16 protein-coding genes and 1 pseudogene are annotated in these 23,738 nt (G+C 62.1%); 11 read left to right on the forward strand and 6 right to left on the reverse strand.

Annotation, left to right across the window (positions count from 1 at the left end; genetic code table 11):
* Positions 1 to 118 precede the first annotated feature (118 nt).
* From LB554_RS26105 to LB554_RS26135, 7 genes are all read left to right on the forward strand, one after another.
* Complete coding sequence (locus LB554_RS26105; protein ID WP_015318691.1) at positions 119 to 2,581, forward strand: glycogen/starch/alpha-glucan phosphorylase; 2,463 nt, start codon at positions 119 to 121, stop codon at positions 2,579 to 2,581.
* 71 nt (positions 2,582 to 2,652) lie between these two features.
* A complete protein-coding gene (gene glgB, locus LB554_RS26110; RefSeq protein ID WP_140823823.1) occupies positions 2,653 to 4,866 on the forward strand; it encodes a 1,4-alpha-glucan branching protein GlgB in 2,214 nt (737 codons plus the stop codon).
* A 51-nt stretch (positions 4,867 to 4,917) separates the two neighbouring features.
* Positions 4,918 to 6,183: a glucose-1-phosphate adenylyltransferase gene (glgC, locus tag LB554_RS26115; protein WP_015318689.1), complete on the forward strand. Its 1,266-nt coding sequence runs from the start codon at positions 4,918 to 4,920 to the stop codon at positions 6,181 to 6,183.
* Between the two features lie 102 nt (positions 6,184 to 6,285).
* Entirely contained in the window at positions 6,286 to 7,731 is a 1,446-nt protein-coding gene (gene glgA / locus LB554_RS26120) for a glycogen synthase GlgA (RefSeq protein WP_224587685.1), read from the forward strand.
* Between the two features lie 3 nt (positions 7,732 to 7,734).
* Positions 7,735 to 9,363, forward strand: coding sequence for an alpha-D-glucose phosphate-specific phosphoglucomutase (locus LB554_RS26125; RefSeq protein WP_224587686.1), 1,629 nt, complete (start codon positions 7,735 to 7,737; stop codon positions 9,361 to 9,363).
* A gap of 16 nt (positions 9,364 to 9,379) precedes the next feature.
* Complete coding sequence (gene glgX, locus LB554_RS26130) at positions 9,380 to 11,377, forward strand: glycogen debranching protein GlgX (protein ID WP_224587687.1); 1,998 nt, start codon at positions 9,380 to 9,382, stop codon at positions 11,375 to 11,377.
* On the forward strand, positions 11,377 to 13,011 hold the full coding sequence (locus LB554_RS26135) for an alpha-glucosidase family protein (RefSeq protein WP_224587688.1): 1,635 nt from the start codon (positions 11,377 to 11,379) through the stop codon (positions 13,009 to 13,011). The genes glgX and LB554_RS26135 overlap by 1 nt, the downstream gene beginning before the upstream one ends.
* Before the next feature lie 28 nt (positions 13,012 to 13,039).
* Here the strand turns inward: LB554_RS26135 and LB554_RS26140 are convergent, their stop codons facing one another.
* Both LB554_RS26140 and LB554_RS26145 read right to left on the reverse strand, forming a co-directional pair.
* Positions 13,040 to 14,794 carry a TadG family pilus assembly protein gene (locus tag LB554_RS26140; protein WP_224587690.1) on the reverse strand — a complete coding sequence of 585 codons (1,755 nt, stop codon included), beginning with the start codon at positions 14,792 to 14,794 and terminating at the stop codon, positions 13,040 to 13,042.
* Positions 14,795 to 15,241: a TadE/TadG family type IV pilus assembly protein gene (locus tag LB554_RS26145; protein ID WP_140618623.1), complete on the reverse strand. Its 447-nt coding sequence runs from the start codon at positions 15,239 to 15,241 to the stop codon at positions 14,795 to 14,797.
* Positions 15,242 to 15,718: 477 nt separating this feature from the next.
* Between LB554_RS26145 and LB554_RS26150 the strand changes: the two are divergent.
* The 4 genes and pseudogenes from LB554_RS26150 to LB554_RS26165 form a co-directional block, all read left to right on the forward strand.
* A pseudogene (locus tag LB554_RS26150) lies at positions 15,719 to 16,864 on the forward strand (peptide ABC transporter substrate-binding protein); the annotation flags it as partial.
* A gap of 417 nt (positions 16,865 to 17,281) precedes the next feature.
* Positions 17,282 to 18,205 (forward strand): ABC transporter permease subunit, encoded by a 924-nt coding sequence (locus LB554_RS26155; protein ID WP_015318681.1) that lies wholly within the window; start codon positions 17,282 to 17,284, stop codon positions 18,203 to 18,205.
* Positions 18,198 to 19,319, forward strand: coding sequence for an ABC transporter permease (locus tag LB554_RS26160; RefSeq protein ID WP_015318680.1), 1,122 nt, complete (start codon positions 18,198 to 18,200; stop codon positions 19,317 to 19,319). Before LB554_RS26155 ends, LB554_RS26160 begins: the two co-directional genes overlap by 8 nt.
* A gap of 17 nt (positions 19,320 to 19,336) precedes the next feature.
* Positions 19,337 to 20,956: an ABC transporter ATP-binding protein gene (locus tag LB554_RS26165; RefSeq protein WP_224587692.1), complete on the forward strand. Its 1,620-nt coding sequence runs from the start codon at positions 19,337 to 19,339 to the stop codon at positions 20,954 to 20,956.
* A gap of 39 nt (positions 20,957 to 20,995) precedes the next feature.
* Here LB554_RS26165 and LB554_RS26170 read toward each other — a convergent pair whose 3' ends face one another.
* The 4 genes from LB554_RS26170 to LB554_RS26185 form a co-directional block, all read right to left on the reverse strand.
* Positions 20,996 to 21,331, reverse strand: a complete 336-nt coding sequence (locus tag LB554_RS26170) for a hypothetical protein (RefSeq protein WP_224587694.1) — start codon at positions 21,329 to 21,331, stop codon at positions 20,996 to 20,998.
* 145 nt (positions 21,332 to 21,476) lie between these two features.
* Positions 21,477 to 21,914, reverse strand: coding sequence for a hypothetical protein (locus LB554_RS26175; RefSeq protein WP_140717825.1), 438 nt, complete (start codon positions 21,912 to 21,914; stop codon positions 21,477 to 21,479).
* Between the two features lie 2 nt (positions 21,915 to 21,916).
* A complete protein-coding gene (locus LB554_RS26180; protein ID WP_015318676.1) occupies positions 21,917 to 22,132 on the reverse strand; it encodes a hypothetical protein in 216 nt (71 codons plus the stop codon).
* Positions 22,133 to 22,743: 611 nt separating this feature from the next.
* Positions 22,744 to 23,028, reverse strand: a complete 285-nt coding sequence (locus LB554_RS26185; RefSeq protein ID WP_140618613.1) for a hypothetical protein — start codon at positions 23,026 to 23,028, stop codon at positions 22,744 to 22,746.
* Positions 23,029 to 23,738 lie beyond the last annotated feature (710 nt).

The raw sequence follows: 23,738 nt of genomic DNA on the forward strand, positions 1-23,738 counted from the left end.
AGGGTAAGTAGATGACGGCGTTCTCTAAATCGATTGAAAAGATGTTGCAATGCACTAGGGTGGGCTGGGAGAAACGGTGAAAGCCGGTATGATCAGGCCAAACCGAACGAGAGGCGATATGACATCCGCCATGACGATCGAAGCCCCCGCTCTCGACAATCCCGATCCCAAGACGCTTGCTGAAGAAGTCTTGATGTCGCTCAAGTACCGGGTCGGCAAGGACACCACCGTCGCGACCCAGTACGACTGGCTGACCGCCACGATCAAGGTCGTGCGCGACCGCGTCGTCGACCATTGGATGCAGGCGACCAAGGAAGCCTACGACCAACAGGAAAAGCGCGTTTATTACCTGTCGCTCGAATTCCTGATTGGGCGTCTGATGCGCGACGCCTTTTCCAACCTCGGCCTGATGGAGAACATGCGTGAGGCGCTGTCGTCGCTCGGCGTCGATCTCGACCTGATCGCGGCGCTGGAACCGGACGCGGCCCTCGGCAATGGCGGCCTTGGCCGGCTCGCCGCCTGCTTCATGGAAAGCATGGCCACCGTCGACATCCCCGCGCATGGCTACGGCATCCGCTATGCCAACGGCATGTTCCGCCAGGAAATCCACGATGGCTGGCAGGTCGAGTTGCCCGAGACCTGGCTTGACCACGGCAACCCCTGGGAATTCGAGCGGCGCGAGCGCTCCTTCGAAGTCGGTTTCGGTGGTTCGGTCGAATCGATCACCTCGAAGGACGGCCGCCTCGAACGCCATGTCTGGAAGCCGAGGGAGCATGTGCTTGCGGTCGCCTATGACACGCCCGTGGCTGGCTGGCGGGCCAAGCGCGTCAACACGCTGCGCCTTTGGTCCGGCATGCCGATCGACCCGATCCGGCTCGACAAGTTCAACGCCGGCGACCACATCGGGGCGCTGGCCGAAAGCAACAAGGCCGATGCACTGTCGCGGGTGCTCTATCCAGCCGATTCCCACATGGCCGGCCAGGAACTCAGGCTTCGCCAGGAATACTTCTTCTCCACCGCTTCGCTGCAGGACATCCTGCAGCGCCATCTCAGCCAATATGGCGATCTCAAGTCTCTGCCCGACAAGGCGGCGATCCACCTCAACGACACCCATCCGGCGATCGCCGTGCCCGAGCTGATGCGGCTCTTGATGGATGTCCATGGCATGGATTTCGATCTCGCCTGGGATGTCACCAAGCGCACCTTCGGCTACACCAACCACACGCTGTTGCCAGAGGCACTGGAAAGCTGGCCCGTGCCGCTGTTCGAGAGGCTTTTGCCCCGCCACATGCAGATCGTCTACGCCATCAACGCGCAGGTGCTGCTCGAAGCGCGCGCCACCGATCAGTTCTCGGACGAGCAGATCAGCCGTATCTCGCTTATCCAGGAAAATGGCGACCGCCGGGTGCGCATGGGCAATTTGGCCTTTGTCGGCTCGCATTCGATCAATGGCGTGTCGGCGCTGCACACCGAGTTGATGAAGGAGACGGTCTTCGCCGACCTCCACAAACTTTATCCCGATCGCATCAACAACAAGACCAACGGCATCACGCCGCGGCGCTGGCTCATCCAGTGCAATCCAGGCCTCACCGCGCTTGCCCGCGAGGCGATCGGCGACCGCTTCATGGATGACATCGAAGCGATCAAAGGGCTTGATCCCTTAGCCGACGACACCGCCTTTCGCGAAAAATTCGCCGCCGTGAAACGCCAGAACAAGGTGAGGCTTGCCAATCTGGTCGCCGATCGCCTTGGCATCAAGCTCGACCCTTCGGCGCTCTTCGACATTCAGGTCAAGCGTATCCACGAATACAAGCGCCAGCTGCTCAACATCCTCGAAGCGATCGCGCTCTATGACCAGATCCGTTCGCATCCCGAACGCGACTGGATGCCACGCGTGAAATTCTTCGGCGGCAAGGCCGCGCCCAGCTACCATAACGCCAAGCTGATCATCAAACTGGCCAACGACGTCGCCAGGGTGATCAACAGCGACCCTTCGGTGCGCGGCCTGCTGAAGGTCGTGTTCGTGCCGAACTACAATGTCAGCCTGGCCGAGGTGCTGATGCCAGCCGCCGATCTTTCCGAGCAGATCTCGACCGCCGGCATGGAAGCCTCCGGCACGGGCAACATGAAGTTCGCGCTGAACGGCGCGCTGACCATCGGCACGCTCGACGGCGCCAATGTCGAGATCAAGGAGCATGTCGGCGACGACAATATCTTCATCTTCGGCCTCACCACCGAAGAAGTCGCCGAGCGGCGCAACAATGGCTACAATCCGCGCGGCGTCATCGAGGCATCGCCCGAACTGGCGCAGGCGGTTGCGGCCGTTTCATCGGGCGTCTTCTCGCCCGATGATCCCAATCGCTACCGCGACCTCATCAATGGCCTCTATGACAGCGACTGGTTCATGGTCGCGGCGGATTTCGACGCCTATGCCGCTTGTCAGCGCGAGGTGGACGCTGTCTGGCGCAACAGCCCGGACTGGTACGCGCGCGCCATCCGCAACGTCGCGCGCGTCGGCTGGTTCTCCTCCGATCGCACGATCCGTCAATATGCGAAAGAAATCTGGAACGTACCCGTCTGATATGATTGCATAAGGCCACGAACGATGGCCGCAAAAACAAACACTTGGTGCCCGGGGAGGGCGACCGCCTGATGAGGAAGCCGCGCGCGACCGCTGCGACAAGCGGGCCGGACGGACTGGCGCCAGCCAGCGATGTCGAGGCGATTGTCGCCGGTACGCACGGCAATCCCTTTGCGGTTCTCGGTGTCCAGGAGGCCGGCAAGAGCCTGTTCGCACGCTGCTTCGTTCCGCACGCGGAGTCGGTTACGGCCTACACCCTGACCGGCGTCGAGGTCGGCGAATTGACCAGGCGCGACGAGGCCGGATTCTTCGAAGGCAAGCTGTCGATCAAGAAGCGCCAGCCGCTGCGCTACCACGCCCGCAATGCCGGCGGCGACTGGTGGCTGACCGACCCCTATTCGTTCGGTCCGGTACTCGGTCCGATGGACGATTACTACATCGCCGAGGGTTCGCACCTCAGGCTGTTCGACAAGCTCGGCGCGCATGTCATCGAGCACGAAGGCGCGTCCGGCGTGCATTTCGCTGTATGGGCCCCAAATGCCAGGCGCGTTTCGGTGGTCGGTGACTTCAACGACTGGGACGGCCGCCAGCATACGATGCGCGACCGTCGCGACACCGGCATCTGGGAGCTGTTCATTCCCGATATCGGTGCCGGCCGGCCCTATAAATATGAAATCATCGGTCCCGATGGCGTGAGGTTGCCGCTGAAGGCCGATCCGTTCGCCTTCAAATCAGAGCTGCGCCCGGCAACCGCCTCGGTGACCGCGATGCCGCCGGCGCATGCATGGGGTGACGAGGCGCATCGCAATTTCTGGCGCAACGCCGACCCTCGCCGCGAGGCCATCTCGATCTACGAGGTCCACGCCGGGTCCTGGCAGCTTGGCGATGACGGCTCCTTCCTGTCATGGGATGAACTGGCCGACCGGCTGATCCCCTATGTGATCGAGACCGGTTTCACCCATATTGAATTCCTGCCGATCTCCGAGCATCCCTATGATCCCTCCTGGGGTTACCAGACAACCGGCCTCTACGCGCCATCGGCCCGCTTCGGCGATCCGGACGGCTTTGCCCGCTTTGTCGACGGCGCCCACCGTGCCGGCGTCGGCGTCATCCTCGACTGGGTGCCGGCGCATTTTCCTGTCGACGAGCACGGTCTGGTCCATTTCGACGGCACCGCGCTCTACGAGCATGCCGACCCGCGCAAGGGCTTCCATCCGGACTGGAACACCGCGATCTACAATTTCGGCCGCCGCGAGGTGGTGTCGTTCCTGGTCAACAACGCGCTGTTCTGGGCCGAAAAATACCATGTCGACGGTCTTCGCGTCGACGCGGTCGCCTCGATGCTCTACCTCGACTATTCGCGCAAGGCCGGCGAGTGGATCCCCAATGAGAAGGGTGGGCGCGAAAACCTCGAGGCGGTCAGCTTCCTGCAGAAGATGAACAAGGAGGTGTACGGCCACCATCCGGGCGTCATGACCATCGCCGAGGAATCGACGTCATGGCCAAAGGTCTCGGCGCCTGTCCATGAAGGCGGGCTGGGCTTCGGCTTCAAATGGAACATGGGCTTCATGCACGACACGCTGGAGTATTTTTCCAAGGAGCCGATTTTCCGCAAGCATCACCACAACGAGCTGACCTTCGGCCTGACCTACGCCTTCTCGGAGAATTTCGTGCTGCCGCTCTCGCATGACGAGGTCGTGCACGGCAAAGGCACGCTGCTGGGCAAGATGGCCGGCGACGACTGGCAGAAATTCGCGACCTTGCGTGCCTATTACGGCTTCATGTGGGGTTATCCCGGCAAGAAGCTGCTGTTCATGGGCCAGGAATTCGCGCAGCGCCGCGAATGGAGCGAAGCGCGCGCGCTTGATTGGGACCTGCTCGATTTCCGCCCGCATCGCGGGGTCTGGCAGACGGTGCGCGACCTCAACTATCTCTATCGTTCACGCCCGGCCCTGCATGGCCGCGACTGCGAGCCGGAAGGGTTTTCCTGGCTGATCGTCGACGACAGCCAGAATTCGGTTTTCGCCTGGGTGCGCAGCGCTCCCGGCGGCGATCCGGTCGCCGTCATCTCCAATTTCACACCGGTGCCGCGCGACAATTATCGTGTGCCGCTGCCGAAGGCCGGCAAGTGGCGTGAGATCATCAACACCGACGCTTCCGAATATGGCGGTTCCGGCATGGGCAATGGCGGCATGGTCGAGGCAAGGGCGGAGGGCAAGGGCATCTCGGCAACGATGCTCCTGCCTCCGCTGTCGACGATCATGCTTGAACTCGCTGCCGACTGAACTCGTTAAGGCTGGTTAGCGCATCGATACGAGTAACTTGGGAGGGTATAAATGGCAGACTTGAAGAGAACGCAGCCGCTGGCCCGCGACGCCATGGCCTACGTGTTGGCCGGCGGGCGCGGCAGCCGCCTCAAGGAACTGACCGACCGGCGCGCCAAGCCCGCGGTCTATTTCGGCGGCAAGACACGCATCATCGATTTCGCGCTCTCCAATGCGCTCAACTCCGGCATCCGCCGCCTCGGCGTCGCCACCCAATACAAGGCGCATTCGCTGATCCGCCACCTGCAGCGCGGCTGGAACTTCCTGCGGCCCGAACGAAACGAGAGTTTTGACATCCTGCCGGCCAGCCAGCGTGTATCGGAAACGCAGTGGTATGAGGGCACGGCGGACGCCGTCTACCAGAACATCGATATCATCGAGGCCTATGGCCCGGAATACATGGTAATCCTGGCCGGCGATCACATCTACAAGATGGACTACGAGATGATGCTGCGCCAGCATGTCGATGCCGGCGCCGATGTCACGGTCGGCTGCCTCGAAGTGCCGCGCATGGAGGCGACCGGCTTCGGCGTCATGCATGTCGATGCCAAGGACAACATCATCGCCTTCGTCGAAAAGCCCGCTGACCCGCCCGGCATTCCGGGTAACCCGGAATTCGCCTTGGCCTCGATGGGCATCTACGTCTTCAAGACCAAGTTCCTGATGGAGCAACTGCGCCGCGATGCCGCCGAGCCGGGCTCCAGCCGCGACTTCGGCAAGGACATCATCCCCTATATCGTCACGCACGGTAAGGCGATCGCGCACCGCTTCACCAAGTCCTGCGTGCGTTCGACCGCCGAAAACGAGGCCTACTGGCGCGATGTCGGCACGGTTGATGCTTATTGGGAGGCCAACATCGACCTGACCGACGTGACGCCCGAACTCGACCTCTACGACCGCGATTGGCCGATCTGGACCTATGCCGAACTGAAGCCGCCGGCAAAGTTCGTGCATGACGAGGACGGCAGACGCGGTTCCGCCATTTCGTCGCTGGTGTCGGGCGATTGCATCGTCTCGGGCGCTTCGCTGAAGAAAAGCCTGATCTTCACCGGCGCGCGCATCAATTCCTATTCGACGCTGGAAGAGGTTGTCATGCTGCCCGACGTTCATGTCGGCCGGAACGCAAAGTTGAAGCGCGTCGTCATCGACCACGGCGTAAGGATACCCGAAGGGCTGGTGGTCGGCGAGGATCCCGTCCTCGACGCCAAGCGCTTCCGGGTTTCGGAAAAGGGTATCTGCCTGATCACACAGGACATGATCAACAAGTTGTCAACCTGAACAGGTGATCAACAAGCTGTCACTTTAGGGTGTTTTGTGCATGTCGTGGTCCAAACCGCACACGGTTTGGGCGGCATGGATGGGAAGCGGATCGTTAAGCGCATGCAGGTTCTGTCGGTCACTCCCGAAATCTTCCCGCTGATCAAGACCGGCGGGCTTGCCGACGTGACCGGGGCGCTGCCCATCGCGCTCGCGGCCAAGGGCGTGGCCATGCGTACGCTCGTTCCGGGCTTTCCTGTGGTGATGGGCGCCTTCAAGAAAAAGAAGGCCGTCTATCAGTATCCCTTGCTGCAAGGCGGCAAGGCCGCGGTCCATGCTGTCCAGGTCGCCGGGCTCGATTTGTTCGTGCTCGACGCGCCGCATCTGTTCGACCGCCCCGGCGGCCCCTATGGTAACGCCTCGGGCGCGGACTGGCCGGACAATTGGCGGCGCTTCGCGGCGCTGAGCCAGGCCGGCGCCGATATCGCCGGGGGCGCCATCTCGGGCTACCTCCCCGACATCGTCCATGCCCATGACTGGCAGTCGGCGATGACGCTGGCCTATATGCGCTATGGCAAGGCGGTCGGCACCCCATCCATGATGACCGTCCACAATCTCGCCTTCCAGGGCCAGTTCGGGGCCGGCATCTTCGGCGAGCTCGGCCTCCCGGCCGCGGCGATGGCGCTTGATGGCGTCGAATATTATGGCGGCGTCGGCTTCCTTAAGGCTGGCCTGCAGGCCGCCTGGGCGATCACCACGGTGAGCCCGACCTATGCGCAGGAGATACGTTCGCCGGAATTCGGCATGGGCCTCGACGGCCTTATCAATATGCGTTCCAGCGATCTCCATGGCATCGTCAACGGCATCGACACCGCCATCTGGGATCCGGCAACCGACAAGCATCTGGTATCTACCTATACGGCCGAAACGTTGAAGGCCCGCGCGCCGAACAGGGCCGCGGTCGAGGACCGTTTCGGCCTCGACCGCGACGGCAGTCCGATTGTCTGCGTCGTCAGCCGCCTGACCTGGCAGAAGGGCATGGACATATTGGCGACGGTGGTCGACGGCATCGTCGCGACAGGCGCAAGGCTGGCCATCCTCGGCTCGGGCGACGCCGGCCTCGAAGGCGCGCTGCTGGCCGCGGCCGCACGCCATCGTGGCCGCATCGGCGTGGTCGTCGGCTATGACGAGGGGCTGTCGCACACCATGCAGGGCGGCTGCGACGCCATCGTCATCCCGTCGCGCTTCGAGCCTTGCGGGCTGACGCAGCTTTACGGCCTGCGCTATGGCTGCGTGCCGGTCGTCGCCCGCACCGGCGGCCTGGCGGATACCATCATTGATGCCAATGAAGCAGCGTTTGCCGCCGGCGTGGCGACCGGCTTCCAGTTCGCCCCCAACAATGGTGGCGCGCTGCTGCACGCGATCCGACGCCTGGCCGACGCCCACGCCAGTCCCGCAATCTTCGAAACCATCCAGCGCCAGGGCATGAAGACCGATGTGTCGTGGGATCGAAGCGCCGAAAAATACGTCGAACTCTATCGCCTGCTGCTTTCGAAAAGGGTTGCCTGAAGCATGATACGCACCGTTTCCACCAAGCCCTATTCCGACCAGAAGCCCGGCACGTCGGGCCTGCGCAAGAAGGTGCCAGTGTTCCAGCAGGAGCACTATGCCGAGAACTTCATCCAGTCGATTTTCGATGCGCTCGACGGGTTCAAGGGCAAGACCCTGGTGATCGGTGGCGACGGCCGTTTCTATAACCGGGAGGTCATCCAGAAGGCCATCGCCATGGCGGCCGCCAATGGCTTCGGCAAGGTGATGGTCGGGCAGGGCGGCATCCTGTCGACGCCCGCGGCCTCGCATGTCATCCGCAAATACAAGACCTTCGGCGGCATCATACTCTCGGCTAGCCACAATCCCGGCGGCCCGCACGAGGACTTCGGCATCAAGTACAATGCCGGCAATGGCGGCCCGGCGCCGGAAAAGCTGACCGACGCCATCTTTGCCAAGACCAAGACGATTTCGAGCTTCAAGATCGCCGACATCGACCCGATTGACATCGATACGGTCGCGACAGTCGAGGCTGCCGGCATGACCGTCGAGATCATCGATCCGGTTACCGACTATGCCGAGTTGATGGAGAGCCTGTTCGATTTCGATGCGCTGCGCAAACTGTTCAAGTCGGGCTTCCGCATGCGCTTCGACGCCATGCATGCGGTGACCGGGCCCTACGCCAAGGAAATCCTCGAACACCGCCTCGGCGCACCGAACGGCACCTGCCGCAATTTCAAGCCGCTGCCCGATTTCGGCGGTCATCACCCCGACCCCAACCTGGTCCATGCCAAGCACCTTTATGATGAGATGATGGGACCGGACGCGCCCGATTTCGGCGCCGCCTCCGATGGCGATGGCGACCGCAACCTGATCATCGGCAAGGGCATTTTCGTCACCCCTTCGGATTCGGTCGCCATGCTCGCCGCCAATGCCCGCCTGGCGCCGGGCTACAAGGACGGGCTGAAAGGCATCGCCCGTTCGATGCCGACCAGTGGCGCGGCCGACCGCGTCGCTCACAAGCTGGGTGTCGGGATTTACGAGACGCCGACCGGCTGGAAGTTCTTCGGCAATCTGCTCGACGCCGGCATGGCGACGATCTGCGGTGAGGAAAGTGCCGGCACCGGCTCAAACCATGTCCGCGAAAAGGACGGTCTGTGGGCGGTCCTCTTGTGGCTCAACATCCTCGCCGCCCGTGGCGAAAGCTGCAAGCAGATCGTCACCGAGCATTGGGAGACCTATGGCCGCAACTACTACTCGCGCCATGATTACGAGGAGGTTGAGAGCGACCGCGCCAATGCGCTGGTCGACGAACTCAGGGCCAAGCTCGGCTCCCTACCGGGCACCAGCGTGCGCGGCCTGAAGATCGCCAATGCCGATGATTTCGCCTATCACGACCCGGTCGACGGCTCGACCAGCGAGCACCAGGGCATAAGGGTGCTGTTCGAAGGCGGCTCGCGCGTGGTCTTTCGGCTTTCGGGCACCGGTACGTCTGGCGCGACCTTGCGCGTCTATATCGAGCGCTACGAGCCGGACAAGTCGAGGCACGACCTCGACACGCAGGAGGCGCTCGCCGACCTGATTTCGGCGGCCGACGACATTGCCGGGATCAAGAGCCACACCGGGCGCAACAAGCCGAGCGTCATTACTTGAGGGCGGTGGAGCGCTCTTGACCCAGCTCGGCCCCACCATCACCAGCGAAGGCATCCGCTTCGCCGCATGGTCCTCGTCGGCAAGACGGCTCTGGGTTTCGATCTTTGACGAGCAGGGAAACCGCGAACTCGATCGTCTCGAGCTGGCGTCGGAAGGCAACGGCGTCCATTCACTCTTTGTCTCCGGCCTGGCCGCGGGCGCGCGCTATGGCCTGCGCGCCGATGGCGACTATGCGCCCGAGCGGGGGCTGTGGTTCGACCCCGACAAGTTGCTCACCGATCCCTACGCCGTCGAAATCGACCGGGCCTACGCCTATCACTGGCGGCTCGCCGCGCGGCGCAATGAGGGCGCCGACACCGCGTCGCTGATGCCCAAGGCCGTGACCAAGGCCTCGCCCACGGCTCCACCGATCCTGCCGCCCCTGTTTCGCCCGGGCGGCCTGATCTACGAACTGAACGTCCGCGCTTTCACCAAGCTGCATCCGGATGTACCGCAAGAAAAGCGCGGTACGATCGCCGCTCTTGCCCATCCGGCCATCATCGAGCATCTGCAAAGGCTCGGCGTCTCCGCCGTGGAACTGATGCCGATCACGGCCTCCATCGACGAGCGGCATCTGCCGCCGCTGGGCCTGAGCAACGCCTGGGGCTACAATCCCGTCACCTTCATGGCGCTCGACCCGCGTCTCGTGCCCGGCGGCCTGACGGAATTGCAGGACACGGTCGCCGCGTTGCGCCGGGCCGGCATCGGCACCATTCTCGACCTCGTCTTCAACCACACCGGTGAAAGCGACAGGCTGGGGCCGACGCTCTCGCTGCGCGGCCTCGACAATAAAACCTACTATCGGCACCGGCCGGATGGCGGGCTGGTCAATGACACCGGCACCGGCAACACGATCGCTTGCGACCATCCGGTGATGCGGGAAATGGTGCTCGACACACTTCGTCACTTCGTTCGCCAGGCCGGTGTCGACGGCTTCCGTTTCGATCTGGCTCCGGTGCTGGGCCGGGTCGATGGTGCCTTCGATCCCGAAGCGCCGCTGCTCCAGGCCATCACCCATGATGCGGTGCTTTACGACCGCGTGCTGATCGCCGAGCCTTGGGACATCGGGGCAAACGGCTATCAACTCGGCAATTTCCGGCCGCCTTTCCTTGAATGGAACGACAGCTATCGCGACGATGTCAGACGCTTCTGGCGCGGCGATGCCGGCATGGTCGGTGCTCTCGCAACGCGCCTTGCTGGTTCGTCCGACGTGTTTAACAGGGCAGGGGAGCCGGCAAGCCGCGGCGTGAATTTTATCGCCGCCCATGACGGCATGACGCTGGCTGACATCGTCGCCTATGAGCGCAAGCACAACGCGGCCAATGGCGAGCAGGACCGCGACGGCCATAACGAGAACCTGTCCTGGAACAATGGCGTCGAAGGCGAGACGGACGACGCGGCGATCGTCAAGGCCCGTTTCGACGACCAGCGCGCTCTGCTCGCCACGCTCTTCGCCTCGCGCGGCACCATCATGCTGACCGCGGGCGATGAATTCGGTCGCACCCAGAAGGGCAACAACAACGCCTACGCACAAGACAACCCCACCACCTGGCTTGACTGGGCAGGCCGCGATCAAGCGTTGGAGCATTACGCATGGACGCTCGGAGCCCTTCGCCAGGCGGTGCCCGCATTGTCGGACACGCATTTCCTGACCGGAGAACCGATTGAGGCTTCAGGCGTTCCCGACGTCGCCTGGCTGACCGAGACCGGTGAGCCGCTCGACGCGACCGACTGGAACGACACCAGCCGGCATCGCCTCGTCATGCTGCTTGGCGGCGAGGAACGCAGGCTTGCCGTCCTGATCAATGGCGACCGCCGCCAATGCGTCTTCACCTTGCCGGCGCGGGAAGGTTTTCGATGGCATCCGGCGATCGAAACGCACGTGACTGACCTTGCGCGCCCGCTGCCGGGGCGCAGCGTCAATTTCGTGATCGAGAGCCGAACCGGAAACGGCGGCGTCAGGAAGGGTTCGTGATGACCGGTGAGAGTTTGGGGCAGGGAGCCGAATGGTGGCGCGGCTGCGTCATCTATCAGGTCTATCCGCGCTCTTTTCAGGACACGACCGGTGATGGCAGCGGCGATCTCGGCGGCATTACGTCGAGGCTCGCTTATATCGCCTCGCTCGGCGTCGACGCTGTCTGGCTGTCGCCCTTCTTCAAGTCTCCGATGGCCGACATGGGCTATGATGTATCGGATTATCGCGACGTCGACCCGATGTTCGGCACATTGGCCGATTTTGATGCGCTGGTCGCCGAAGCCCATCGGCTCGGCCTGAAGATCGTCATCGACCAGGTGCTGTCGCATTCATCCGACAAGCATGAATGGTTCATCGAAAGCCGGGCCAGCCACGATAATGCCAAGGCCGACTGGTACGTCTGGGCGGATGCGAAGCCCGACGGTGGCGCGCCCAACAACTGGCTGTCGGTCTTCGGGGGGCCGTCCTGGGAATGGGACGCGACCCGCCGCCAATATTACATGCATAATTTCCTTGCCTCGCAGCCAGACCTCAATTTCCACAACCCGGAAGTCCAGGATGCGTTGCTTGACACGGTGCGGTTCTGGCTCGATCGCGGTGTCGACGGCTTCCGGCTCGACACGGTCAATTACTATGTCCACGACCGCTGGCTGCGCAGCAATCCGCCCTTGGCGTCGAGCGTCGCCGGCACCAACACAGAGACCAACACCTATCTCTATCAGGAGCATCTGTTCGACAAGACGCAGCCCGAAAACCTGGCGTTCCTGCGGCGCTTCCGCGCGTTGCTCGACGAATATGGCGACCGCGCCGCCGTCGGCGAAATCGGCGACGAGGGCCGCTCGCTGCAGACGCTCGCCGCCTACACCTCCGGCGGCGACAAGCTTCAGATGAGCTACACTTTCGACCTGCTCGGTTCGCAGTTTTCGGCGGCGCATGTGCGTGGCTGCGTCGAGGCCTTCGAAAGCGCGGTGGCCGACGGCTGGGTTTGCTGGGCGTTTTCCAACCATGACGTGGTGCGCCATGTCAGCCGCTGGATGCGGCCTGCTGGCGATCCCGATCTTGTGGCCAAATTCTCGATCATGCTGCTCGCCTGTCTGCGCGGCTCGATCTGCCTCTATCAGGGCGAGGAACTCGGCCTTGAGGAGGCGGAGCTTGCCTACGAGGATCTGCGCGATCCGGTCGGCATCCGCTTCTGGCCCGGCGTGAAGGGCAGGGATGGTTGCCGCACGCCGATGGTCTGGGAGGCCGACGCCGACAATGCGGGTTTTTCCACTGCAAAACCCTGGCTGCCTGTGCCGGCAAGCCATCGCGCCCGCGCTGTCGATGCGCAGATCGGCGACGAGCAATCGGTGCTGTTGGCCTACCGCTCGGCGCTTGCCTTGCGCAAACAGCATCCGGCGCTGGTCGGCGGCTCGATCCGCTTTCTCGATACCGAGGGCGACGTGCTCGCCTTCATCCGCGAAGGTGGCGGGGAGAGGTTGATCTGTGTCTTCAATTTCGCTGAGGAGCCGGCGACCTTGCCGTTGGTGGGTGATATCGGACCCGTCACGGCTATCTTCGGCGGGACCGCTTCTGTCGAGGAAAACACCCTCTCGCTGCCAACTCTCGGCTGCTTTCTCGGTCGGCTCGACTGATTGGCACTTCGGTTGTGGCTAGGCGGTCCTACTGAACGAGCACCGCCCGGCCGCAGGTCGCGCCGGTGACGCGCACGTCGGCCTGGCCGACACGCACACCAAGGGCTCCGAGCAAATTGTAAACCAACTCGTCGACCGGTGCCGCCACGCCGTTCAAGAGCGCAACCACTGCCGGCCGCACGGTGGAAAGCAAGGTATTCAGATTCAGCAGCGGCAAGCCCAGCAAATTGGTCGTCAGCGACAGATCAGTGATCAGGGAGGTCGTCAAAGACTGTGTCAGGTTTTGCGTGGAGACTGTCTTTATCGTTTTGGCGTCGATGTCGGCCTTGTTGAAGGTCAATGCGGTCGGCGCGTTGTTGGCCATTTCAAATGCCGCTGAGCCCGTCACTGAAAGTAGATTGATCAGAAGACTGACCTTTGCGATTTCAGTGTCGGAGAACGATTCCGGTTTGGTGAAATCGGCAAAGCCGGAGCTACTGCTGTCGGCCAAATGCGCTTCCACAACACCGGGGCGGGCAGAAACGGTGACCTTGATGCTGTCGGGACCCGTAGGACAGCTTATGTCGGTGAGTTTGGCTTCAGCGTAGGCGACTTCCACATGCAGTGGCAGGTTGACCGACACCAGAGTAATGCCCCCACCGACATTGCCGCCTGCGCCGCCGACTGTCGCGGCTACTTTGATGCGCGTCTGGGCGGTCCGCACGACAGTGCCGATACCATCGATCGCCAGCCAGGGCGAGGACTGCATCGGCTCGCCGATGGCGATGCTGAGTTTGGTGGAGAGCAGCCCCGGGATGGTGGCGCCGAGATCGATCGCGGCCTGGTTGGTACCGTTGGCGAGCACGGCGGCTGCCGTCAGCATGCCCATGGCGCTTGCGTCTACCCCAAGCCCGGACGGCTGTTGGCCGAGGCCCAGGCTGCCGACCGAACCAAGGTCGACAAGGCTGCTGAGCGGGATCTTGACGGTGCTGGTCGATTTGGAGGCGATGGTCTGCAGGGCGACCTTGGCCGTATTGCCGAGGCCGGGAACATTGGCCATGGCGGTAGCGATCTGGCCGACCGTCGCCTTCGATGCCAGAACGTCGGAATAGGTACCGGCCGTGATGTTCAGTTGCGTAGCGAGCGCACTGATGAAGGAAAGCACGCTCACATCCGCCGAGATCAGCCCGTTGTAGTCCATGACGCTGAGCGAGATGTTGCCGCCGAGAAGTCCGCTCAAAAGTGCGTTGAGGATGCCGCCATTGACGCTGAGCAACCGCGATCCGACCGAGAACGTCGCCAGCGGCGTCATGCTGGCCGTGGCCTGGGTGCCGATGACGGGAGTGGGGATCAGCGAACTTGCGAAATAGCGGTTCGGAATCTTTGCCAAAGTGACGCGGACGGCATTGTAAGGCGTCACACCCGCCTGGAAGCGCTGGCTGACATTGGCGGTCGATGAGGCGTATCGGCCCTGCGTGACCGTCACCACCGTTTTGCCGGTGGCCGGGGCAATGGTCTGGCCCGAAGCTTGAACGACGACGCCCGGCATGCCGTTGTCGGTCAGTGTGGCGACGACCGCGGTGTTGACGTTGTTGATGTTCGAGGCGGCGGTAATCGCCGCCAGGTCGACCATCGCCTGGGCTTCCCGGCGCTCGGTATAGATGGAGGCTTCGTCAATGGCCACCGCTGCCAGCGCCAATGCAACCGGCGCGCTCAATGCGGTCATGACGGCGAAGTTCGCCTTCCTGTCTCCCATCATCGACCGTGCAAGCCGACCCATACCCTTGCCCGCCCGCCGCAGCATTCAGATACCCCCGACCCTGATCGTTGACTGACGCTTGATGGTCGTCCCTGGCATGGCTATGCCGGGGAACAGGTTCCAGATCGGCAGGTTGCGGGCATCGTAGGAGATGGACACCACGAACTGGCTTCCGTCGGCGATGCTGTCGTTGGCCTGGTAGGTCAGTTTGCTGGCGTCCACGAAGGGGTAGCCGCCGGCATTGTTGGTGAGATAGCTGGCCACGAGCGTCTGCCGCTCGGTCTGGTTCACCCCAGCGATGGCTGTTCGGGCAGCGTCGGCTGCAATTTGCTGGATCGAATTGGCGGCGCCAAAATAGATGCCGTATGCAACCATTCCGAGTAGAAGAAGAATGAAAAGCGGTGACAGCAAAGCGAACTCGACGGCTGAAGTTCCCGAGTTGTCTGATCGGAAACGGCGACTTCGGGCCTCGAAAATGGGGTGGTGAACCATGGCACCAGCATGCCCAAATTCGCATGCAGAAAGCGAAAACTCTGGGTGCAACCAAAGGGTGCGGTCGATTGAAAACGAATCTCTAATTTAGCCGTTGCTTTCTCGACAATGGGGATTGACTTAGGGTCAATCAGTACTCGGTTGAAAAGAGCTTACCTCCTGTCTAGTCTCCTGCCACCAGCCGCCGGAGGGAACCGGGGGCGCGCTCAAAGGAGCCAGTCATCGGCTTCGGGGCGTCAACACGTAAGGCGCGCCGATGGCAGCGCCGACAGGGAGAACTTCATGCTGAAAAACATGCTGAAGGCGACGGTATTCGCCACCACCATGGCGGTAACCGCCGGCGCATTCTACACGCCGGCTTTCGCGGAGAGTGTCTATAACAGGGGCACCGCCGCTGAATCGGAGTCGGTCGATCCGCACAAGACCTCGACGGTCTATGAAGCCAATGTGCTGCGTGACCTGTTCCAGGGATTGGTCATGCAGGACCAGAAGGCGAACCTCATTCCGGGCGCGGCCGAAAGCTGGACGGTATCGGATGACGGCACCGTCTACACCTTCAAGCTGCGCAAGGACGGCATGTGGTCTGACGGCAGCCCGGTGACGGCGGACGACTTCGTCTATGCCTTCCACCGGCTGGAAGATCCGGCGACCGGCGCCGAATATGCCTCGATGCTGTATCCGGTGAAGGGCGCGGAGGACGTCAACACCAAGAAAGGCAAGCCCGAGGACATGGGTGTCAAGGCGATCGACGCCGGCACCCTGGAGGTGACGCTGAAGGCGCCGACGCCGTACTTCCTGGAGATGCTGACCCATCAGGCGACCTATCCGGTCAGCAAGGCCTCGATTGAAAAGCTTGGCGCCGACTGGATCAAGCCCGGCAATCTGGTTTCGAACGGCGCCTATACGCTGGCCGAATGGGTTCCCAACGACCACATGAAACTGGTCAAGAATCCCAAATTCTGGGACGCCGCGACCGTCAAGTTCGACGTGGTCAACTACATTCCGACCGAGGATCGTTCGTCGGCGATGAAGCGCTTCGAGGCCGGCGAACTCGACAGCTATGACGATCTGCCGACCGAACAGCTCGCCGACCTCAAGACCAAGTTCGGCGACCAGATCCATGTCGGGCCGTATCTCGGCACCTACTATTATGCCATCAAGACCGACAAGGCGCCGTGGAACAACCCCGAACTGCGTAACGCCATCTCGATGGCGATCGACCGTGATTTCATCGCCGAGAAGGTCTGGCAGAATTCGATGCTGCCCGGCTATTCGATGGTGCCTCCCGGCATCGAGGGCTATACGCCCGCAATGGCCAAATACGCCGACATGCCGCAGATCGACCGCGAGGACGCGGCCAAGAAGATCCTCGAGAAGCTTGGCTACACCCCCGAACATCCGCTGAAGATGGAAATCCGCTACAACACCTCGGAAAACCACAAGAACACGGCAGTGGCGATCCAGGAACAATTGAAGCCGCTTGGCGTCGACGTCACGCTGCTCAACACCGACACCAAGACCCACTACTCCTTCCTCGAGCAGAAGGGCGACTATGACGTGGCGCGTGCCGCCTGGATTGCCGACTATAAGGATCCAGAGACCTTCCTCGGTATCACGCGCAAGGCCAGCGGCAACAACTATTCCAACTACAACAGCCCGCAATACGAAGCGGCAATGGACAAGGCGGCGGCCGCGGGCGGCAAGCCCGAAGAGCGCATGAAGGACCTCTCCGCGGCCGAGCGCATCCTCATCGACGACGTCGGCCAGATCCCGCTTCTCTACTACAGCTACCACGACATCGTTTCCTCGAAGCTGCATGGCTTCGTCGACAATGTGATGGACGTGCATCCGTCGCGCTTCGTCAGCAAGGACTGATCCCTGGCCAAGCCGCCGCGCTCTAAAGAGCGCGGCGGTGCTGGTTTGCCATCGCATCGGCCCGGGAAGCGGAAATCGATTTTCGGAACATCCGGTGCGAAGATTTGAAGGCTGGAGCGCAATCGTCCGAGTGGAAGGGCGTGCTCTGGATCAAGTGGGGCACCGATGCTGCGATACGTATTCCGGCGGCTTTTGACCGCCATCCCGACGCTGTTCGTCATCGTGACGATGGCGTTCTTCCTGATGCGCGTCGCGCCAGGCGGTCCATTCAACCAGGAGCGGGGGCTGAGCCCAGAGATCAAGGCCAACTTGGAAGCCCAGTTCGGCCTCAACGATCCGCTCTGGCTGCAATATGTCCATTATCTCGGCAATCTGCTGCGCGGCAATTTCGGCCCGAGCTACAACATGCCGGATTTCACCGTCACCGAACTGTTTGCCAAGGGCCTGCCCATTTCCGTGCAGCTCGGAGCCTCGGCGCTGATCCTGGCGCTGCTGCTCGGCAGCGTGCTCGGCACCATCGCCGCGCTCAATCAGAACAAGCTTGGCGACTATACGGTGATTGCCCTGGCGACCGCCGGCAGCACCATCCCGACCTTCGTCATCGCGCCGGTGATCCAGCTTGTCTTCGGGCTGACCTGGAGGCTGCTGCCGATCGGCGGCTGGGGTGACGGCGCCTTCATCAACAAGGTCGGCCCGGTGCTGACACTTGCCTTACCGCAAATCGCCATCGTTGCCCGCCTGATGCGCGGCTCGATGATCGAATCGCTGCGATCCCATCATATCCGAACGGCGCGCGCGCTCGGCCTTTCCGACTGGTCGGTGGTGGTCAAGCACGCGTTGCGCGGCGCCATCCTGCCGATCGTCTCCTTCACCGGCCCGGCGGCGGCGGCACTGCTGACCGGCTCGGTCATCGTCGAGACGATCTTCTCCATTCCCGGCGTCGGCCGCTATTTCGTCGATGCCGCGCTCAACCGCGATTATACGCTGGTGATGGGAACGGTGGTGGTGATCGCCATTTTTACCATCGTCTTCAACCTGATCGTCGACGTCATGTACGCGGTCGTCGACCCGAGGGTGCGCTATGACTGACATCGCAGCCACGGCCCCCGCAATCGTTGGTCGCTCGCTTTGGGGCGATGCCTGGGCGCGCCTCAAGGCCAATCGCGCCGCCATGTTCAGCCTCTACTACCTCGTTCTGATTGGGATCATCAGCGTCTTTGGCCCGTGGTTCGTGCCGCATCAATACACGACCATCTACGCCGACTATGTGCGCATGCCGCCAAGCCTCTCAGCCTATCCGAAACCCGACATGATCGAGACGGCACTTACCGAAGCGATCAAGCGCATGCGAGTCGACATCAAGGACTGGCACCAGGAGGGGAGCCAGGTCTTCGTCACGGTCAAGTCGACCAAGCCGATCGACGACCGCAACATCCGCTACCTCGACCGGTCCGATGCCTTCGACGACACCAAGATCGAAAACAAGTCGCCCGACGGCCTCGAAGTGACGATGAGCGCATCGGTCAAGCAGCAGTATTTCCTGTTCGGCACCGACAATACCGGCCGCGATCTTCTCTCCCGCACGCTGATGGCCGGGCGCATATCGCTGGCCATCGGTCTGCTGGCCGGTGTCGTGGCGGTGGTGATCGGCGTGATCTACGGCGCCGCCGCCGGCTTTTCCGGAGGGAAGGTCGATGAAGTGATGATGCGCATCGTCGACGTGCTCTATTCCTTGCCGTTCATCTTCTTCGTCATCATGCTGGTGGTGTTCTTCGGCCGCAACTTCGTGCTGATGTTCCTGGCGGTCGGTGCCGTGCTGTGGCTCGACATGGCGCGCATCGTGCGCGGCCAGGCGCTGTCGATTCGCCGGCAGGAATATGTCCAGGCGGCGGAAGCCATGGGCATTGGCCAGCGTGGCATCCTGATCCGCCATGTCATCCCGAACCTGCTTGGCCCGGTGGTGATCTACATGACACTGCTGGTGCCGCAGGTCATCATCCTGGAGAGCTTCCTGTCGTTCCTCGGGCTTGGCATCCAGGAGCCGATGACCAGCTGGGGCGTGCTGATCTCGGTCGGCGCCAAGAACATCGGCACCGCCAACTGGCTGCTCCTGTTTCCCGCCTTCTTTCTGGTCTCGACGCTGTTCGCCTTGAATTTCGTCGGCGACGGCCTGCGCGACGCGCTCGACCCACGGGATCGATAAAGATGGGGACCGCTGAAATGGCTGCTTCCGAAACGATCCTCAGCGTCAAGGACCTTCGCGTCCGCTTCCGCACGCTCGACGGTACGGTCGAAGCGGTCAAGGGAATCAACATCCACGTCAACGCGGGCGAAACGGTTGCCGTGGTCGGCGAGTCCGGTTCCGGCAAGAGCCAGACGATGATGGCGGCGATGAGCCTGCTGGCCTCCAATGGCGAAGCGTCAGGCCATGTCGACTATCGCGGCCGCAACCTGCTGACCCTGAGCAAGTCCGAGCTGAACAAGGTCCGCGGCCGCAAGATCAGCATGATCTTCCAGGAACCGATGACTTCGCTCGATCCGCTCTATTCGATCGGCAACCAGCTGATCGAGCCGATCCGCCGCCATCGGGGCCTGAGCGCCGCCGCAGCGCATGAAGAGGCGCTCAAGCTGCTGCGGCTCGTGCATATTCCCGATCCGGAGCGACGGATGAAATCCTATCCGCACGAAATGTCCGGCGGCCAACGCCAGCGCGTGATGATCGCGATGGCGCTCGCCAATGACCCCGACATCCTGATCGCCGACGAGCCGACGACGGCGCTTGACGTCACCATCCAGGCGCAGATCCTGATGCTTTTGGCCGAACTGCAGCGCAAGCTCGGCATGGCGATCGTCTTCATCACCCATGACCTCGGTATTGTCCGGCGCTTTGCCGACCGTGTCTATGTCATGCGCCAGGGCGAGGTGGTCGAGGAAGGCGAGGCGGAAGCCATTTTTGCCAATCCGCGGCACGCCTACACCAAAATGCTGCTGGCGGCCGAGCCGACGGGAACCAAGGCGCCGCCGCCAGGCGATGCGCCGGTGGTGCTCGAAGGTAGGAATGTCGAAGTCACATTCAGGATCGGCGGTGGGTTTCTGGCCGGCGAACCGCTGATGCTGCGGGCCGTCGATCACATCTCGATCCGGCTGCAGCGCAACCAGACCATCGGCATTGTCGGCGAATCCGGCTCGGGCAAGTCGACGCTCGGCCGCGCCTTGCTGCGGTTGCTGCCGAGCGATGGGCTCATTCAGTTCGGCGATCGCGATATCTCCACTGCCGACCGGCAGCAGATGCGGCCGCTGCGGCGCCAGATGCAACTTGTCTTCCAGGATCCGTTCGGCTCGCTGTCGCCGCGCATGACCGTCGGTCAGGTCGTCACCGAAGGGCTGCTGGTGCATGAGCCCAACCTTTCAGGAAAGCAGCGCGACCAGCGCGCGGTCGAGGCCCTGCGCGAGGTCGGCCTCGACCCCAATGCCCGCAACCGCTACCCGCACGAATTTTCCGGCGGACAACGGCAGCGCATCGCCATTGCCCGCGCCATGATTCTGAAGCCGAAGATGGTCGTGCTGGACGAGCCGACATCGGCGCTTGACCGCTCGGTGCAGAAACAGATCGTCGAACTGCTGCGCAAGCTGCAGGCCGACCACGAACTGTCCTACCTCTTCATCAGCCACGATCTGTCGGTCGTGCGCGCCATGGCCGACTACATCATCGTCATGAAGCAAGGCAAGATCGTCGAAGAGGGGCCGACGGAAGAGATCTTCAGCAATCCACGGGCGCCTTATACGCAGACGCTGATGAACGCCGCGATCGACGTCACACGGTTTCGACTGAGCGCGTAAGGCGCCGGCAGGGGCAATTGTCGTGGCGTCGTCTGTCGCTCAGCTCGCGCACTTGCGCGCGCGCACAGCGACAATGGCATCCTGCTGTCGCTTCAGCCGGTCGATCCTGGCCGTTTCACGGTTGGCGACCGCGGTCTTGACGCGCGATCCGCCCAGCAGCCAGCGCGGCACGCTGGTGTTGGCGACCTTGCCGCGGGTGATCGCCGTCTGCGAGATGTCGCGCGCGCTGCTTCCCAGCGCACTGTTGAGGTCGCTACAGCTCATGCTCTCGTATTTGGCCGGATCGGCCGTCCTGCCGATCGATGAGCATCCGGCAACCATGAAGGCCGCAGCCAGAAGAGCGGGTGCCGACCTTGTCCTTGAAATCAAACTCATGCGCGCGTCCGGCCCGGCCGTTTTTGCCGCCTCCCTGATCTTCATCGATCAACCTAGCGCTGATAGCCAATTCGTCAAAGTTTCACCGGCCGGCCAGTGCTCGCGTTCTGCACTGGCTATCGGCCAATTATCGCTGTCGGAATTTTTACGCTGCTTGGGCGGCCAATTCGGTCATGGAGTCACAACCGCCGAGCATCATCTGGGCAATGTCGGTCGCATTGTCGTCGACATGCGCCGTTACCAGCACAATCCCCCCGCCAATACTTGGCCGCTCGGGTCTTCTGGCGGCCGCGACAATGGCTTCGAGCAATCCGCCAAGGCCGCCGCAGAACACGCTGGCCAAGGCTATTGCCGATAGGCCGGTCGGGAAAAGGTTGATGTCGTAAACAGCAACGGCGCCGAGGCACGCCAACAGCCCGGCGGCAGCGCCCAGCATGACACCCGGAGACCTCAGGACATCGATTTCGTCACGGTAGGGCCCGATAATGGCGACCTGTACGCGCGGAACCCCGGCCGCCAACAGGTCGCCGGCAATCCGCGCCGCTTCGGCATGGGATTCGAAAAGCTTACTGATTGTTGGCATGGTTACTCGGACATCGCGTCCGTCAGCGTGTCGGTAACGAAGGATGCGGCGATCAGATCGTCGCCGTCGATGCGGCCTCGCCCGCCTTCAATCACGGCCGCTACCTTTTGGAAGGTCTTCATTTCACCCTCGGTGATCTGAGCGTGTTGCATTCTGGTTTTGAGGCTATCTATGCGCATCCCCAACACATGGGATGTTACAGTCTCATGGTTCGACATGGTGGTGCTCATCCGTTCCCGCTTCGCTGGGTTTTCCCGCGCCCGATCTCGAACTTGGGCCGAGCGGAAACGTTCCCAGGGCAGGGCTTCGGTCGGGCGGAGGTCGGACCTAAGTCTGGGCCTGGAACGCATTGGTCTTGCCAAGCGGGCCGGCCGGAACAGTCGCTCTTCGTCACCGTTGTCTGCTGCAAATACGGGAGGAATTTGATGGAGAAGAGTGTTGGTCAGGCGCGCTGGTTGCTCGCACCGATTTTCGCGGTTGCCATCACCTTCATGGTGGCTGGAATAGTCCTCAGCTAGTCTCTTGGCACATTGGCGCAGCCCAGTTCTTTCCTAGGCCGATAGGCTTCGTCCGTCGCATGCAAGTGTGAGCGAGCATGGATCTGGCGAACCCTGAAGTCTTGGCCAGGCCAGCTCAATGACCTGGTCAACCAGCAGAATTCCCACGCTTCCGAGCGGTATGGGAGATTCGAAGTTGAAACGATCGCTTCGCATGGTTGCATTTCAGCCGCGGGCGAGAACTCGAAGCTATTCACATGAAACGCGCGCGAGCGTGCTAGGCAAAGTCACCTGGTGGCCGGGCTCGCGAGAGCCGGGCCACCAGTTGGGCATCAGTAACCGCCGTTTTCCATTACCACCGGATGATGGTGACGGTGGTGGGTGGAAACGGAGCCGGTGACGACGACTGCATTCCGATCGTGATGCCGGCGGCCATGGTCATAGAACGCCACCGTCCCGTGGTGTCGGTGATGCAGGCGCTGGCCTTCCTCATTGATGATCCTGACGTTGTGGTGGTGCCGATGGTGGGTCCTGATGACGACGTCGGCCTCGGCTGCCGAAGCCAAAGCGGGCAATCCCATTGAAAGCGCCAAAGCGCACATGATCATTGTTTTCATTGCAAGTTCTCCAACTGCTTTGATTAGCCCTTCGTTGGTTACAACTGCTGCTGATCCCTTTGGTTCCGGTTCCCCGGGGGACAGCCGCACGCAAGCGAAGGGCTGGCTATCGCGTCGCCACGATTGGCAAAGGGGAGGCTTGCTTCCGGCCATCTGCCCAGGCGGCGGCAAACGTCACCCGCGTTCTGTCACTGCCAGGGAGGAACGCTCTGCCGCAATTGTTAAGACAGTTCGCCCACCTGTCGCCAGATCCCCATCAGGCGACGGAACATTAGGCCGGCCTAACAGTTCTTCCCGCAGCGGACATCACGGTTTGGTGTTCGCTGAAGATCAGCAGGCAAAGGCTGATCGGCCCGCGTCCTCCGCCAGAGGCGCGGGCTTCACCAGGCAACAGGAGTGAGATTATGAACAACATCATTTGGCTTGTGGGAGCGGTGGTCGTCGTCATAGCGGTATTGAGCTTTTTCGGCCTCCGTTAAACGCCTGCATATGGGGGCAGGGACTTCGTGGCCCATGCCCCAAAGAGGAACGAATCTCGTGTCCGTTCCCTAGGAACAGGCATCATCTTGGACAAGGCTCTATCTCTGGTGAATCTCGGGTGGAGCGCCAAAGTCGGGATGCGCTAACACATTGTTGCCCTTCCCGAGAGATGGGTGACAGTTCATTCCGGATAGATGGGTTACACTTTCGGCCCTTTGCAAGGAGAGCAA

It is taken from the genome of Mesorhizobium sp. CO1-1-11, assembly GCF_020164995.1.
GTDB lineage: Bacteria > Pseudomonadota > Alphaproteobacteria > Rhizobiales > Rhizobiaceae > Mesorhizobium > Mesorhizobium australicum.

Coding starts and splice junctions, on each gene's coding strand:
- LB554_RS26155 (WP_015318681.1), top strand. CDS start 17,282: ATGCTGCGATACGTATTCCGGCGGCTTTTGACCGCCATCCCGACGCTG.
- LB554_RS26165 (WP_224587692.1), top strand. CDS start 19,337: ATGGCTGCTTCCGAAACGATCCTCAGCGTCAAGGACCTTCGCGTCCGC.
- LB554_RS26125 (WP_224587686.1), top strand. CDS start 7,735: ATGATACGCACCGTTTCCACCAAGCCCTATTCCGACCAGAAGCCCGGC.
- glgB (WP_140823823.1), top strand. CDS start 2,653: ATGAGGAAGCCGCGCGCGACCGCTGCGACAAGCGGGCCGGACGGACTG.
- LB554_RS26180 (WP_015318676.1), bottom strand. CDS start 22,132: ATGTCGAACCATGAGACTGTAACATCCCATGTGTTGGGGATGCGCATA.
- LB554_RS26145 (WP_140618623.1), bottom strand. CDS start 15,241: ATGGTTCACCACCCCATTTTCGAGGCCCGAAGTCGCCGTTTCCGATCA.
- glgA (WP_224587685.1), top strand. CDS start 6,286: ATGCAGGTTCTGTCGGTCACTCCCGAAATCTTCCCGCTGATCAAGACC.
- LB554_RS26105 (WP_015318691.1), top strand. CDS start 119: ATGACATCCGCCATGACGATCGAAGCCCCCGCTCTCGACAATCCCGAT.
- glgC (WP_015318689.1), top strand. CDS start 4,918: ATGGCAGACTTGAAGAGAACGCAGCCGCTGGCCCGCGACGCCATGGCC.
- LB554_RS26185 (WP_140618613.1), bottom strand. CDS start 23,028: ATGAAAACAATGATCATGTGCGCTTTGGCGCTTTCAATGGGATTGCCC.
- LB554_RS26160 (WP_015318680.1), top strand. CDS start 18,198: ATGACTGACATCGCAGCCACGGCCCCCGCAATCGTTGGTCGCTCGCTT.
- LB554_RS26170 (WP_224587694.1), bottom strand. CDS start 21,331: ATGAGTTTGATTTCAAGGACAAGGTCGGCACCCGCTCTTCTGGCTGCG.
- LB554_RS26140 (WP_224587690.1), bottom strand. CDS start 14,794: ATGCTGCGGCGGGCGGGCAAGGGTATGGGTCGGCTTGCACGGTCGATG.
- LB554_RS26175 (WP_140717825.1), bottom strand. CDS start 21,914: ATGCCAACAATCAGTAAGCTTTTCGAATCCCATGCCGAAGCGGCGCGG.
- LB554_RS26135 (WP_224587688.1), top strand. CDS start 11,377: ATGACCGGTGAGAGTTTGGGGCAGGGAGCCGAATGGTGGCGCGGCTGC.